Source organism: Ruicaihuangia caeni, from assembly GCF_029952955.1.
GTDB classification, from domain to species: Bacteria; Actinomycetota; Actinomycetes; order Actinomycetales; family Microbacteriaceae; genus Ruicaihuangia; species Ruicaihuangia caeni.
Window position 1 is genome coordinate 230,783 of sequence record NZ_JASATX010000002.1, and the last position, 14,437, is coordinate 245,219.

Below are 14,437 nucleotides of genomic sequence, written 5' to 3' on the forward strand. Positions count from 1 at the left end.
ACCGTACCGGGGTGCCTGACTACGGAATCGACTTGCGGTTGGTCTTCGGCTGGGTGCTGATCACGCTGGGCGTGCTCATCGCGCTGTACGTGTGGTCGTCGTTGGCGCTCTCTCGCCTCTTCGCGAAGCTCGGCGAGCCAGGCTGGAAGGCGTGGGTGCCGTTCCTCAACACCGCGGTGCTCTTCCAGCTCGGCGGCTTCTCGTGGCTCTGGGTGCTCACGCAGGTCTTCCCGCTGGTGAACCTGGTCGGCCTCGTGGTGTTGGCCATCGCGGTGCATCGCGTCAACGGCCGTTTCGGCAAGGGAGCGGGGCACACCGTGCTCGCGCTGCTGCTCTTCCCCGTGTGGGCGAGCGTGCTGGGGTTCGGCGGAGCGTCGCCGACCGGAGCTCTGCGCGCTCGCGAGGGGCAAGCCACCCAGGTGCGCATCGTCGGCGGATTCCAGGGCGCGTCAATGGATGCCGCTCGCTCGCCGTTCGAGCTGCGCCCCGTCGCGCCGTCTAGTGCTGCATCGCCGGCGGCCACGGCCACGGCGGCCGGGCACGGCTCGCCGACACTCGGGATGCTGCCCTCGACCGCGGCGCCCGGCATGCCGCAGCCCTCGCTGCCGCCTCGCCCTCCTGTGCAGCCGCCGAGCCGGACGGCGAACCCGTGGGCTCCGCCCGCCTCACCGGTGCTGCCCTCGCCTGCGCAGCCGTCTCAGAGTGCCCCGCAGGTCATCGAAGTGCCACTGAAGAGCCCTGTTGTCGAGCAGTCCTCCCCGTTCGAACAGCCCTCCGTCGCGGAGCAGTCCTCCCGAACAAGCGCCGCGACGGCAGCGCCTGTCCCGTCCGGTGCCCACGACGGAGGCCTCGAACTCGACGATGAGGCGACCATCATCGTGGGACGAGCGGCTCCGGCATCCGTTGATGACGACTTCGACGCGACGGTCGTCGTGCCCCGGCGTTCGCTGTGGTCGCTCGAGACTGCGGATGGCACGCGCGTCGACCTCGAGAAGCCGGTGGTGCTGCTCGGTCGCAACCCCACCGCCGGTGAATCGAGCGACGCGCAGACCATCGCGCTCGACGACCACGACAAGACGGTGTCGAAGACGCACGCGCGCCTCGAGCTTCGCGCCGGCCGCTGGTACGTGGTCGATCTGCATTCGACGAACGGCGTCGCGCTCGTCGCGGAAGACGGCAGCGAGGTGCCGGTCGAGGTGAACGTGCCGACCGAGGTGACCGGTTCGTTCCGTCTCGGCGACTTCGAGGTGGCGATCCACCGGGCTCGCTGACGACGCGAACCGCCTACCATCGGCACGGTTGATCGGCGGAAGCCCGCGCCCACGGCAGTATTGAGTCATCCCCGTATTGGGGGTGCATCAGTCGATGGGGCGCTGCTTGACTTGCTTTTCTGGAGTTCGTGTCCTGCCGTGGCGACTTTGGGGGAAGACGCCGCACCCGAGGTGAGGAGACCACACCATGACATCCCTCACTGAAATCTTGATTCTGAGAGGCCTTGTGCCGATCGAGAGTCTCGATGAACTCACCGGCGACCGTTTCGCCGATGAGACCGCAGCGCTGCGCCTCGTCGAGAACGGCACCATCACCCCGGTGCAGTTCGCCTCGGCCCGCGCCGCGCAACTGAACCTGCCCTTCGTCGAACTCGTCGACTACCCGGTCGAGACCGGCGCCATCGCCCTGGTGTCGAGTTCGCTCTGCCGCCGCCACGAGGTCATGCCGCTGGCCATCGATGGCGATGAGCTCGTGGTCGCCATGGTCGACCCGGGCGACGTCATAGCCATCGACGATGTGCGCGCGGCATCCCGCATGAGCATGCGGCCCGTGGTCGTCGAACGTGAAGACCTGCTCGCGGCGATCGACAAGTACTACCGAGCCGACGACGAGCTCAGCGACCTCACCTCGGTGCTGCAGGAGGAGAACGCCGAAGACGAGGGCGAGGGCCCCGACGATCTCGACGACGACGCCCCCATCGTCCGCTTCGTCAACCTGCTCATCGGCCAGGCGATCGCCGACCGCGCCTCCGACATCCATATCGAACCGGCTGAGAACGATGTGCGTGTCAGGTACCGCATCGACGGCGTGCTCCACGAGATGCAGCGCGCCCCCAAGGCGATCCAGAACGGCGTCATCTCGCGGCTCAAGATCATGAGCGAGATCAACATCGCCGAGCGGCGCATCCCGCAGGACGGCCGCATGTCGGTTCGCCACTCAGGTCGCACCATCGACCTCCGGGTGGCGACGCTGCCGACGGTGTGGGGCGAGAAGGTCGTCATGCGAATCCTCGACTCGTCGAGCACCTCGCTGCAATTGCAGGAGCTCGCCCTGCTCGAGCACAACTACGAGGCCTTCCGTCGGGCGTACACCAAGCCGTACGGCATGATCCTCGTCACCGGCCCGACCGGTTCGGGCAAGTCCACCACCCTGTACACGACGCTCAATACGGTCGCTCGACCCGAGATCAACGTCATCACGGTCGAAGACCCCGTGGAATACCGGATGCCGGGAATCAATCAGGTGCAGGTGAACCCCAAGGCGGGGCTCACCTTCGCCAGCGCGCTGCGATCGATCCTCCGGTCCGACCCGGATGTCGTGCTGGTCGGTGAGATCCGCGACCAGGAGACCGCGCAGATCGCCATCGAGGCGGCACTCACCGGCCACCTGGTGCTCTCGACCCTGCACACCAACGACGCGCCGAGTGCCATCACGCGTCTCGTCGAGATGGAGATCGAGCCCTTCCTTGTGGGTTCCTCCGTCGACTGCGTGGTCGCGCAGCGTCTCGCGCGGCGACTGTGCGATCGCTGCAAGGAGGGCTACCAGCCGACTCCCACTGACCTGCTTCGCATGGGCTTCGCCGAGGGCGGTGCAGCGACTGAGCTGGGCGAGTTCTTCCGCCCTGTGGGCTGCAGCCACTGCTCCAACACCGGGTTCAGGGGCCGCGTCGCGGTGCACGAGGTGATGACGGTGACCGAGGAGATCGAGCGGCTCGCGGTCGAGCGTGCGTCGGCGATGGAGATCGGCCGCATGGCGGTCAGCCAGGGGATGCTGACGCTGCGGCAAGACGGACTGGCGAAGGCCATGCTCGGCCTCACGAGTCTCGACGAGGTGCTCCGAGTCGTGGCGTAGAGCCGGCTCGGACGAGGAACGAACAGCAATGATGGGGGACGCGATGGATCAGCCGTTCGGCGAGCAGCCAGGGGGCTTCGCCTCACGCCGTGATGCTCGGCAGCGCAGCGATGAGTGGCAGGGCGGCGACGCAAGCGCAGGTGCCGGGTCAGCCGGATCGCCGTCCTCGCCCCCGCCGCCGCCGGCGTCGTACGTCGCGCCCTCGGCCCCGGTGCAAGACGCGCCATTCCTGACATCGCCGCTGCCCCGGATGCCGGCGGCGCAGCCCTCGCCGACATCGCCGTCCGAGCAGGTTGCGCAGCAGGCCCCGCCGTCCCCGCCCGTCAGCGTCCCGGGCCACGGCGTTTCGGCGAAGGCAGCGCCCGGGTACGGCTCGCAGCCGCCAGCCGCTCCGACAGCATCCCCTCAGCCCGTCGTGCAGCCGGCCGTGCCTGTGATGCCCGCCACCCCAGATCTCTCGGCAGCGCCCCCGCCCGCCTACAAGGCGGTCGAGATCGGCAGCGAATGGGACGAGGTGCGCAGCACCACCGAGCCGTCGCTGCTCGAGGCGCTCGAGAAGGTGCTGCACGAGGGCGGTTCCGACCTGCACGTGAGCGCCAAGTCACCGCCCATGCTGCGCATCGACGGGTCACTTCGTCCGATCCCCGGCTCGTCGCCGTGGACTCGTGAAGAGACCGAGCGTGCCCTCCGCTCCATCGTCACCAACGAGCAGTGGAAGACGTTCCAGCGCGAGCTGGAGCTCGACTTCGCCTACTCGATCTCACCCAACGCGCGCTTCCGTGTGAACCTGTACCAGCAGCGCTCGGGCTACGGTGCGGCGTTCCGTCTGATCCCGACGACGATCAAGCCGCTCACCGAGCTCGGAGTGCCGGCAGAGATCTCGAGATTCGCCGGCCTCCCTCGCGGGCTCGTGCTCGTCACCGGTCCCACCGGTTCCGGCAAGTCGACCACGCTCGCGGCGCTCATCGATCTGGTCAACCGGCAACGCGCCGACCACATCATGACGGTCGAAGACCCCATCGAGTTCCTGCACAGCAACCACAAGTCGCTCGTGAACCAGCGCGAGGTGGGCGGCGACACGCACTCCTTCGCCGAGGCGCTCAAGCACGTGCTGCGACAAGACCCCGATGTCATCCTCATCGGCGAGCTCCGCGACCTCGAGACCATCTCGGTGGCGCTGACCGCTGCCGAGACCGGGCACCTCGTCTTCGCGACGCTCCACACCCAGAGCGCCGCGCAGACGGTCGACCGCATCATCGACGTGTTCCCGCCGCACCAGCAGGGTCAAGTGCGCAGCCAGCTCGCGTCAACGCTGCAGGGGATCGTCTGTCAGACGCTGCTGCCGCGCGCGTCGGGCAAGGGCCGCGCGGTCGGCACCGAGGTGCTCTTCGTCACCCCGGCCATCTCGAACCTCATCCGCGAAGGCAAGACCTACCAGATCGGCTCTGCCATGCAGGCAGGACGCGAGCTCGGCATGCGCACCATGGACCAGCACCTCGCCGACCTCGTCAACGCCGGCACGGTCACCAAGGCCGCCGCGCTCGACAAGGCGCACGACGTCGACACACTGCAGCAGCTCATCACGCGCATGGATGCCTCGGGCGACGGCAGCCCTCGCTTCGCCGACCCGTTCGAGCGGCACACGATGGGCGGCCACTGAGATGTCGACCCTGCTGACCTTCAGCTACACCGGCCGCAACGCCACCGGCAAAGTCGTCAAGGGGCGAGTGGATGCCGCGAGCGAGGCCGCGGTCGTGGCGCGCCTTCGCACCATGGGCCTCACGCCGATCGCGATCTCCGAAGCAGCATCCGGCGGTCTGAATCGGGAGATCACGCTTGGCGGGCTCTTCGAGAAGCGTGTCGATCTCAAAGATGTGGCAGTCATGAGCCGGCAGATGGCCACCATGGTCGCCTCGGGTCTTTCCCTGCTGCGCACGCTCACGATCCTTGCCGAGCAGACCGAGAGCAAGCCGCTCGCCGAGACTCTCGGCAAGGTGCGCGACGATGTGGAGTCGGGTGCTTCGCTCTCGCAGGCCATGGCCAAGCACGAGACGGTGTTCCCGCCGATCATGCTCAACCTCGTGCGTGCGGGTGAGACCGGCGGGTTCCTCGACTCGTCGCTCAACTCGTCGGCCGAGAACTTCGAGGCCGAGCTCAAGCTGCGGCAGACCATCAAGTCGGCGCTGACTTACCCGACGGTGGTGTTCTTCATGGCGATCGCCGCGACCTTTGCCATGCTGATCTTCATCGTGCCGGTGTTCGAGAAGATGTTCGCCGGCCTCGGCGGATCGCTGCCGCTGCCGACGCAGATCCTCGTGTGGCTCTCGCCCGTCGCCGTGTGGTCGGTGCCGTTCCTTGTCGTGGGCGGGCTCGTGTTCGCCGTGTGGTGGGGCAAGAACAAGCACACCGAAGCGGTTCGCAAGCGCGTCGACCCCGTGAAGCTCAAGCTCCCAGTGTTCGGGATGCTGTTCCGCAAGGTCGCGATCGCACGCTTCACGCGCAACCTGTCCACGATGATCGGCGCCGGGGTGCCGATTTTGCAGTCGCTTGCCATCGTCGGTCAGACCTCGGGCAACTGGGTGATCGAGCAGACGATGCTTCGTGTGCAGGAGGCGGTGCGGCAAGGGCGGTCGATTGCGGAACCGCTCGCGAAAGAGCCGACGATCCCGCCCATGGTCACCCAGATGATCGCGGTCGGTGAGGACTCGGGTTCGCTCGAGACGATGCTCGGCAAGGTGTCCGACTTCTACGACGCCGAGGTGCAGTCGACGACTGAGCAACTGACCGCGCTCATCGAGCCGCTCATGATCGCGCTCATCGGTGTGCTCGTCGGAGGAATGATCGTCGCGCTCTACCTGCCGATGTTCAGTATGTTCGAGCTCGTGCGCTAGCAGAGCAGGCTGCGAAAGCGCCCCCGAATGCGGGTATTGCGAATACCGCTCAAAATATCGACCATCATGTAAGGGGGGCTTGTGTTCATTGGGGGGCTCCCTGTCATTCCATTACCCAGATAGACAGGACAATCACATGTTCACCAGCATCAACTCGGCCCTCGCCAAGAAGCGCAGCGAACTCGAAGAGCGCGAAGAGGGCTTCACCCTCATCGAGCTCCTCGTCGTTGTGCTCATCATCGGCATCCTCACCGCCATCGCGGTGCCCGTGTTCCTCGGTCAGCAGGACCAGGCGAAGGATGCAGCTGCGAAGTCAGACCTCGGAATCGCCAAGGTGGCGTACGTATCGGCGGTGACCAAGTATGAGGCCGTGCCGACCCTGGCACAGCTTCAGGAGTTCGGCTATGTGCAGTCTGATGGTGTGAGCCAAGTCGCGATCGGTGCGGCGAGCAACACCTCGACCTTCTGCCTCTCCGCAACCTCTGACTCGTCCGCCACGCCGACTTTCAAGATCACGGAGTCGACCGGCGCTGAACTCGGCACCTGCTAGTTCGTCGCCCGCGACGCGCAGGGGGTCGCTGATCCCGACCCCCTGCGCTCCTTCCTTTCTGAGGAATCCCGCACCACCCTGGCACCCGACCCGAAGGGAGCTGAGATGGGCATCACACGACTCGACCGCGATGACTCCGGTATCGGCCTCATCGAGATCGTGGTGTCGATCTTCCTGCTCGGCCTGCTCGCGATCTCCGCGTTGCCGCTCATCATCAACGGCATGACGACATCGCAGCGCACCGCGACGCTCAGCACAGCGAGCCAGCTCGTCAGCAGCGAGCTCGAGCGCGTGCGCGCGCTTGGTGCTCCATTGGCGTGCGGTACCGTGACCGCGCTCGCTGGGTCTGCTCCCGTCGTCACTGACACTCGCGGTGTGCAGTACCAGCCCACTGTCTCGGTGGGGGCGTGCCCTGGGTCATACCCGGGCACTATTGCGGTCTCCGTGCGGGTCACCGATGCGTCGAACGGCGACGAACTCGCACGCGCCGCGACCAGCGTGCTCGTGGAGCAGCCGTGATGCCGCCCGGCGGAGTCATCTCCGGCGCTGTTCGTCGTTCGACCCGCGCCAGCTTCAGGGCGGGGGAGAGCGGGTTCACCCTCATCGAGCTGCTCGTCTACATGCTGCTCTCGCTGGTCGTGCTGACCATCGCCGGCGGCCTGCTGATCAACTCGCTCATCACGCAGCGCACGGTCGCCGACTCCGCCGAATCCACGAACTCTGGGCAACTCGTCGCCCGTGCGGTGACCGCGGCGGTGCGTGACGCCGCAGTGGTGCGAGCGGTCTCCGGCGACCCGGCGATCCTTCTGGTGCAGGTGGTCGACGACGCCCGAGCGACTCCGCCCACTGCGCACTGCGAGGCGTTCCTCGTGGGCTCCGGCGAAGTGCGCACCACGCGCTACGCGGGCGGCAGCGCCCCAGCCGACGACGCGAGCGTCGCCGCCTGGCTCATCTCTGCCGCGGGGGCGACCGACAGCTGGTCACTGCTTGCGACCGGTGCGCAGCCGCACATCGGCGGCGGCATCCCCGCGCCGGTGTTCACTTCCTCAGCCCCGGATGCCGCAGCGATCGTGCTCGACGTCGCGAACGGCGACGGCGTCACTGTGCTCATCGATACTGCTGCCGCCAGCCGGCAACCCGCACTGACAGGAGTGACTCCGACATGCTTCTGAACCGCATCGCGCCAAGCGCCCAAGAGGCCGGCAGTCGATCCGCCCTGCGGCCGTCGAGCATTCGACGGACGGCGCAGGACGAGCGGGGCGGCGCCATGGTCGCCGTCATCGGTGTCATGGCGGTGCTCGCCATCGTCACGGCGACGGTCACCGTCGTGACCACGCAGGCGATCGGCGTCTCGTCGAGTTCGCGCGCCGAAGTGCAAGCACGTGCTGCCGCCGAAGCAGGTATCGACGTCGCCACCGCCGCGCTCATGGCAACGGGCGCGTGCGTCGACGTGATCGACTCGCCGGCGGGCAGCGTGCCTCGCTACTCAGTGACGATCGAGCACAACGAAGGAGCCGGCTGGGCGGTCGGCTGTCCGAGCGACGTTTCGACAGAGGTACGAATTCTCGCCACGGGCTTCGCGGAAGCCAAGGGGGTTGCGGGCGTCTCCGGTGGCGATCAGGTGACCATCGAGACAGTGCACTCGTACGACCCGATCATTACGCACGTGCCAGTCGCCGGATCGGCGGTGTACGCGTACAACATGGCCGGTGCACTGAAGAAGTTCGAGCTCAGCTCACCGGATCAGAGCCTCGCCACCTCCGTCTCGATCAAGCACGGCAATGTCACGTGCACGAATGGCGCGAAGATCGGCGGCGATCTCATCGTCGGAGACGGGAACGCCAAGCTCGACATGTGCGACGTCGCCGGTTCGGTGCATGTGAACGGCAACACGAGTATCAACAAGAGCAACATCGGTGGGATTGTTCGAGGCACCGGCACTGGCCAGGTCACCGCGTCCACGATCGGCGGCACCCCGCCTTCTCAGTTCGGTGCCGGAGTGGCCATGCCCACGATCCCTGAGTGGGTCGATGTACCCGGCGACCATGCCTTCTGGCAGGCGCAGGGCTATCAGATCGTCAACTGGACGGGGCCCTGCACGATCGACAAGAACACGACGGCTTGGTACAACATGTCCACCTACACGACACCCAGAGTCATCGACTTCCGCGCAAAATGCCCCACGACGAAGATCTGGACAAGGAACGACCTCGATCCGGTGACTCTGAACACCGACATCGTGATGCTCGCCCATGAGTTCCAGTTCGACAAGCTGTACTTCAACGCGAGCCAGGACCGGAAGCTGCACTTCATCGTGCCGGACGACGTTGCCGGGGACGGTCCCACCTGCGCCCCACCTGCGAGTCTCACTGGCGGCATCTACAACACCGACGAGGCCAAGTTCGGCGACCACGTCGCGGCCATCGCCTACACCCCCTGCAAGGTCCAGAGCGATCGCCCATTCCGCGGTCAGTTCTACGGCGGCGAGGTTGAGTTCCATCAGCAAGCTGCCTTCACATTCGTGCCGGTTGGAATCCCGGGCGTCGACCTGGCCGGCGGTGTAACGCAGCCCGTGCAGACGGGGGCGACCCTCGGTGCGAGGCTGAGCTACCGCGACTTGCCGGCGGGCGGCTGATGGTCGCCACGCTCAGCGCAGTCTTCGGCCTGCTCATCGGGTCATTCCTCAACGTCGTCGTGCATCGCGTGCCCGCCCGGCGCTCGATCGTGAGCCCGCCCAGCGCATGCACGAACTGCGGTAGTCGCATCCGGGCGATCGACAACGTCCCGGTTGTCTCGTGGATCGCACTGCGCGGCAGGTGTCGGCACTGCGCCGCGCCGATCTCCATGCGATACCCGCTCGTCGAGGCTGGCACCGCGCTCGCCTTCGGCCTCGTCGCGTGGTGGTCGCTCGCGCAGACCACTGAGGCTCCGGCCGCGTCGCGCTACATCGAACTCGGCGCGTACCTGTATCTCGCTGCGGTGAGCATCGCGCTGGCGCTCATCGACCTCGACACCCGCACGCTCCCGAACCGCATCGTGCTGCCCTCCTACCTGGTTGCCGGGGCTGCGCTCTCCGCCGCAGCGCTCATCGCGGGCACCCCCGAAGTGCTCGTGCGAGCCGCCATCGGCGCCGGCATCCTGTTCGCCGCCTACCTGCTGCTCGCGCTCATCGTGCCGCGCGGAATGGGCATGGGCGATGTGAAGCTGGCGGGCGTGCTCGGGCTGTATCTTGCATATCAGGGATGGGGGCAGCTCACGGTGGGAGCGTTCGCGGCCTTCGTGCTCGGGGGAGTGTTCGGGGTGGCGCTGCTGCTTGCTCGCAAGGCGAAGCGCGGCAGCGGAATCCCGTTCGGACCGTGGATGATCGCCGGCGCGTGGCTCGGCCTCGTCGTCGGGGAGCCCATCGCCGGTGGCTACCTCGCACTGATCGGCCTCTGACCCACGCGAACAGTTCTCGACGACCCAGCAGCAGCCCACAAGCACTGACCGACCCAGCACCACTCACTTCGAACAACAGCACACCAGGGGGGACCATGGCCACGCGAATCGTCGGCCTCGACATCGGTGATGGCAGCATCCGCGCCGCCGAAGTCACCGCTGCGACCTCGTCGCGCCCGGCGCTCACCAAGCTGCGCCACATGCCGCTGCCCCACGGAGCGGTGCGCGGAGGTGAGGTGATCGAGCACAACACGGTCGTCACCGCCCTCAAGCAGTTGTGGGCCGATGGCAAGTTCAGGAGCCGTCGGGTCGTGCTCGGCATGGGCAACCAGAAGGTGATGGTGCGCGAGCTCACCGTGCAACGCGCCCCGCTCGAGCAGGTCAAGCAGGGCCTGCCCTTTCACGTGCAGGAGATGCTGCCCGTGCCGGTCGACGATGCGCTGCTCGACTTCTACCCCGCCACCGAGGCGCAGGGCGAGCACGGGCCCGTCGTTAACGGTCTGCTCATCGCCGCGGTGAAAGAAGCGGTCGTGGCGAACGTCAAGGCGGTCGAGGCGGCGGGACTCACCCCGGCAGGGGTCGACCTCATCCCGTTCGCGCTGTACCGTGCGCTCGTGCCGAACCCCGTCGCGGGGCAGATCGTCGCGGTCATCGACGTCGGCTCGACCACCACCAACGTCGTCATCGCGCGCGGGCACGTGCCGCTGTTCGTGCGCATCGTGCCCATGGGCGGCGACGACGTGACCAAGGCGCTGGTGCGCAGGCTCGAGCTCGATGCCGAGGATGCTGACACGCTGAAGCGCCGGCTCGGACTCGCGCTCGAAGGGGTCGCGCCCGAAGATGTGCACGCCGTCGAGGTGATCCGCGAGGCGACCAACGAACTGCTGCGCAGCATCTCGAACACGCTCGCCTACTTCTCCCACCAGCAGAAGGGCGCGGCGATCGACCGGATGTTCCTGGTCGGAGGCGGCGCCCAGTTGTCCGGGTTCAGCGAAGCTCTGATGGAGCTGACGCGCGCTGAGGTGCGCGACGGCGATGTCTTCGTCGACCTGAAGGTCCCCGACACTGTGCGAGAGAGTGTCCCCGCCGAGCGGAGCCATTCGTTCGCGACGGCACTCGGCCTCGTGAGAGGAGCCCGCTGATGGCACGCAACAACGGCTTGATCATCGGCCCTCCGGCACGTGCCGATCTCATGCCTCCCGAGGTCGGCCAGCGTGCCAAAGCTCGTACGACGCGCGGCCTCATGATGCTTGCGGTGGTCGCCGCGGTCGGCGTCGTCGTCGCGGGGTACCTCGTTGCCATGCGCTACAGCGACATCACCCGGGGCGCGCTCGAGCAGGCGCAGAACCGCACGATCGAGCTCCTCGGCGAACAGGCGAAGTACGGCGAGGCGAGCATTCTCGAGACCCAGATCGACCAGCTTCAGACCGCTCGAGAGTTCGGCATGAGAACCGAGGTGCTGTGGGCCGAGGTGCTCGCGCCAGCGCGAAAGCAGCTTCCGCCCGGCGCGAGGCTGGTGGCGCTCGACCTGCTTACTGATGTGCCTTGGGCTGCTCCCATGGGTCCCTCCGGTCCTCTTCGTCAGCCGCGCGTGGCGAGCGTTGCCTTTCAGGTCGCCACGCCGGACTTGCCGACGATGACAGATTGGTCGAGAGCCGTCGGCGAGATGAAGGGCGTCGCCGACGTGACCATTGACGCTTCCGTTTGGGAGAAGGAGCGGAATGCCTACGTCACCGTCATCACCATGAACGTCGACGGAGAGTGGCTCGCACAACGCTTCGCGGCTGACGAAGAGGAGGACGACCAATGACCGCAACGAGGATGTGGGTCATCGGTGGTGCTGTCGTCGCGGCACTCGTCATCGTTCTGGGCTGGTTCCTGGCGGTGATGCCCGTGCTCGGCACTGCTACTGCGGCGACAGAGGAGCGTCGCACGGTCGAGGCGCTGAATGTCGCGCACGAGGCTCGCCTTGTCGAGATGCGGACGCAGCACGATAACCTCAGCGTCATTCGCGCGAAGGTCGATACGCTCCGCGAGACGCTTCCCGCGTCCTGGCAATACGAAGATCTCGTGGATTACCTCGCGAATGCCGCGGGCAACAACGCGACGCACATCGTCTCGTTCTTATTCGAAGAGGGCGAGGCGCCTGAAGCCGAGGCCGTCCCCGCCCCGGCGACGGCTGCTCCTCAAGAGCCAAATGCAGGCGAAGGCTCCGCCAGCGAAGGGTCGACTAACGACGGAGGGGCTGCAGCGCAGCCCAACGCGGTTCCGGTGCAGGTGTCGGTTCCTGAAGGGTTGCACTCTATTCCGTTCACCATGACGGTCGATGCCGATGAGGAAGGCTTCATCGGCTTCTTGAACGCGCTGCAGTCGTCGGACAGGCTCGTACTCGCAACGTCGACGTCATGGTCGCTCGAAGGCGGCTCCGACGGTGGCCCAGGCGGCACGGTCGCGGGTTTCCTGTACGTGGTACCCGACGCTCAAGCGATCGCTGGGGCAGGCTAGTTCGCCGACAGAGCTCATCGGTGCCCACGTCGACCTCTTTCGGGAACGGAAGGTCGCCGCTGAATCGACGCTTCGCAGCCGGTGGCGAGGCGCACTCACGTTGCTAAAGTGCAAACATCGCGACGGTTCGCCGATGATGGCACCGTCTTTGCGCACAGGGTAGGAGCCGACATGAGCAACGAGACCCCGCACCGCGACGAGCCGTCGCGCGACCCCGAATTCGGTGGAGACGAGATCATCCGCCCAGCCGACGAATCCGGTCGCACGCCATCTGATGACCCGCTTCGCGACGCCGCCGAGGCGCCCTCTGAAGACGACGCGTTGCGTGCCGCCGCCGAGCACGACGCGCGTCGAGCGGAGGCTGAGCGCATGGCAGCGCGTGACGATGCCGAACGCGAAGCCGGGTTCGAGTCGGCGATGAACCGGGACGACGAAGACCTCGGCGCCGGACCCGGTGTCGCCCATGGAGCGACGCCCGTGTCCGACGAGGCCGACCGCCGAGGCGAGCCGACGCCGCTCATCGAACCGGCATCCGCCCCGGCCTACACTCCGGCGCCGCCGCCGCCCGCGCCCGTTGCGCCCGGCGCTGCCGGTGTCGCCGACGATCGCGATTGGGATGCCGGTACCCCGGCGACCGTTCAGGCCTCATCTGAGACCGTGGCTCCGACCACCGCTGAACCCGTCGCCAGCGCGCCCGAGTCCGTACCGGCGGGGGCCACGGCCGCGTACACCGCTGCGGCCGCCACCACCGCTTATCCCTCCGCTCCCGCAGAGCCGGTGCAGCCGCAGGTGGTCTACGTCACCCAGCCGAACCCGCCCCGTGACCGGGGGAACCGCGGCATCGGAGCGCTGCTCGCCATCGCCGCCGCCATCATCTTCGCGCTGCTCTACGCCGGGGCTGCCATGCTGCTGATCACCGTCGTGAACCAGGGCGTGTTCGAGGTCGACTCCGTCACCTCGTTCTTCCTGAACGCCGCGTTCTGGGTACCGGTCGCCGTGTTCGCCGTCACCTATGTGCTGCTGGCGGTGCTCGTCAACAGGGCCGGTTGGTGGGCACACGCGCTCGGTGGCCTCGTGGTCGCGCTCCTCACGTACTTCTCGTTCGTGGCGGTCGCGGTCTGGAGCGCCGGCGGCACGGTCGACGACTTCCGCCGCCTCGACCTCTGGTTCCACCCGCTCGCAGTGTCGGTATTCGTGCTGGCGCGGGAGGTTCCCATCTGGTTCGGAGCGGCGAGCGGAGCGCGCGGCCGACGCGTCCGTGCCCGGAACATCGAGGCGCGAGAGCAGTACGATCGTGAGCAGGCCGCAGCGCGAGCCGAGGCGAACATCGCATACCGCTGATCGCAGCGACTCTCGCGGCGGGGGTCGCGAGAATCCCTGCCGCGGCTCGTTCAGCCGCGGTCGAGCGCGCCGATGAACACGGGTGCCCACCGCATCCGTTCACAGTGAATACGCGGCTGGAAGCATTTGACCGGCCTGCCTGCGCGCGACTATTCTTGCTCGGGTGTGTGCTTCGGCACCCGTTCGTGCGTGCCTGAAAACGATACGTGAGAACAGCGGAGGCCGCACCGAAGTCGGGTTGCGTCACGGGTTCATCCCCGCGAGCGGCCCCCACGGCATACTCACCGCGAGATCCGCGACGCTCGTCGCGGACGGTGGGTCTGATGACGAACATCGAACCGCTGTCACCGTGCAGCACCAACAAGGAGCAATTTCAGTGCCAACTATTCAGCAGTTGGTCCGAAAGGGTCGCACGCCCAAGGTCGCGAAGACCAAGGCGCCCGCCCTGAAGGCCAACCCCCAGCAGCGCGGCGTGTGCACGCGTGTGTACACGACCACCCCGAAGAAGCCGAACTCGGCCCTTCGCAAGGTCGCCCGCGTGAAGCTCTCCAACGGCACCGAGGTCACCGCCTACATCCCCGGCGAGGGC

Annotated in this window: 14 protein-coding genes; all 14 read left to right on the forward strand. The window is 67.1% G+C overall.

Annotation, left to right across the window (positions count from 1 at the left end; translation table 11 throughout):
* Window positions 1-11 precede the first annotated feature (11 nt).
* A complete protein-coding gene (locus tag QF206_RS06145) occupies window positions 12-1,271 on the forward strand; it encodes a DUF5684 domain-containing protein (RefSeq protein WP_281488332.1) in 1,260 nt (419 codons plus the stop codon).
* Between the two features lie 187 nt (window positions 1,272-1,458).
* A complete protein-coding gene (locus QF206_RS06150) occupies window positions 1,459-3,123 on the forward strand; it encodes a GspE/PulE family protein (protein WP_281488333.1) in 1,665 nt (554 codons plus the stop codon).
* Between the two features lie 43 nt (window positions 3,124-3,166).
* Window positions 3,167-4,783: a type IV pilus twitching motility protein PilT gene (locus QF206_RS06155; protein ID WP_281488334.1), complete on the forward strand. Its 1,617-nt coding sequence runs from the start codon at window positions 3,167-3,169 to the stop codon at window positions 4,781-4,783.
* Between the two features lies 1 nt (window position 4,784).
* A complete protein-coding gene (locus tag QF206_RS06160; RefSeq protein WP_281488335.1) occupies window positions 4,785-6,014 on the forward strand; it encodes a type II secretion system F family protein in 1,230 nt (409 codons plus the stop codon).
* Between the two features lie 136 nt (window positions 6,015-6,150).
* On the forward strand, window positions 6,151-6,564 hold the full coding sequence (locus QF206_RS06165) for a type IV pilin protein (protein ID WP_281488336.1): 414 nt from the start codon (window positions 6,151-6,153) through the stop codon (window positions 6,562-6,564).
* Between the two features lie 105 nt (window positions 6,565-6,669).
* A complete protein-coding gene (locus QF206_RS06170) occupies window positions 6,670-7,083 on the forward strand; it encodes a hypothetical protein (RefSeq protein WP_281488337.1) in 414 nt (137 codons plus the stop codon).
* Entirely contained in the window at window positions 7,083-7,736 is a 654-nt protein-coding gene (locus QF206_RS06175) for a PilW family protein (protein ID WP_281488338.1), read from the forward strand. Before QF206_RS06170 ends, QF206_RS06175 begins: the two co-directional genes overlap by 1 nt.
* Window positions 7,727-9,199 carry a hypothetical protein gene (locus QF206_RS06180; RefSeq protein ID WP_281488339.1) on the forward strand — a complete coding sequence of 491 codons (1,473 nt, stop codon included), beginning with the start codon at window positions 7,727-7,729 and terminating at the stop codon, window positions 9,197-9,199. Before QF206_RS06175 ends, QF206_RS06180 begins: the two co-directional genes overlap by 10 nt.
* Entirely contained in the window at window positions 9,199-10,002 is an 804-nt protein-coding gene (locus QF206_RS06185; protein ID WP_281488340.1) for a prepilin peptidase, read from the forward strand. The genes QF206_RS06180 and QF206_RS06185 overlap by 1 nt, the downstream gene beginning before the upstream one ends.
* 95 nt (window positions 10,003-10,097) lie before the next feature.
* The gene (gene pilM / locus QF206_RS06190) at window positions 10,098-11,144 is read left to right on the forward strand and encodes a type IV pilus assembly protein PilM (protein WP_281488341.1); all 1,047 of its coding nucleotides are present in this window, start codon (window positions 10,098-10,100) and stop codon (window positions 11,142-11,144) included.
* Window positions 11,144-11,812 carry a hypothetical protein gene (locus QF206_RS06195; protein WP_281488342.1) on the forward strand — a complete coding sequence of 223 codons (669 nt, stop codon included), beginning with the start codon at window positions 11,144-11,146 and terminating at the stop codon, window positions 11,810-11,812. The genes pilM and QF206_RS06195 overlap by 1 nt, the downstream gene beginning before the upstream one ends.
* Window positions 11,809-12,507, forward strand: coding sequence for a hypothetical protein (locus tag QF206_RS06200; protein WP_281488343.1), 699 nt, complete (start codon window positions 11,809-11,811; stop codon window positions 12,505-12,507). Before QF206_RS06195 ends, QF206_RS06200 begins: the two co-directional genes overlap by 4 nt.
* A 171-nt stretch (window positions 12,508-12,678) precedes the next feature.
* Window positions 12,679-13,848 carry a hypothetical protein gene (locus QF206_RS06205; RefSeq protein WP_281488344.1) on the forward strand — a complete coding sequence of 390 codons (1,170 nt, stop codon included), beginning with the start codon at window positions 12,679-12,681 and terminating at the stop codon, window positions 13,846-13,848.
* A gap of 376 nt (window positions 13,849-14,224) precedes the next feature.
* Window positions 14,225-14,437 (forward strand): 30S ribosomal protein S12 (gene rpsL / locus QF206_RS06210; RefSeq protein ID WP_281488345.1); only part of this gene is annotated, 213 nt, incomplete at its 3' end.